The organism is Treponema endosymbiont of Eucomonympha sp., from assembly GCF_001028545.1.
The window spans coordinates 1-367 of sequence record NZ_BBPW01000725.1 but is presented as its reverse complement, the minus strand read 5'-3'; the positions used below and the strand labels follow the sequence as shown (position 1 = coordinate 367).

Below are 367 nucleotides of genomic sequence, written 5' to 3'. Positions count from 1 at the left end.
GAAGGCATTCACCGGCACGATATAAGCGACGAGGCGTGGGAACGGATAAAAGAACTGCTGCCCGGACAGGCAGGGAAACGCGGGGGAGTGGCGAAAGATAACCGCCTGTTTATCAACGCGGTAGCGTGGCAGACGCGCACGGGCGCTCCGTGGAGGGATATACCGCCGGAATTCGGGAATTGGAACAGCATACACAAGCGGTTTTGTCGCTGGCGGGATAAGGGAATATGGAGAATGCTGGCGGACGCCGCAATAGGCGAGCCTGCCGGGGATATCCGTATGATAGATTCGACGTATATCAAGGCACACGCGGACGCGTGCGGGGCACAAGGCGGCACTCAGGATATTAGCCGCACAAAAGGGGGCT

The 367-nt window shown here is 58.6% G+C and carries 1 protein-coding gene; it reads left to right on the top strand.

The annotated features are described in order from the left end of the window. Positions 1 to 6: 6 nt before the first annotated feature. A partial coding sequence (locus AWU74_RS08770; RefSeq protein ID WP_238580297.1) for an IS5 family transposase occupies positions 7 to 367 on the top strand: 361 nt, incomplete at its 3' end.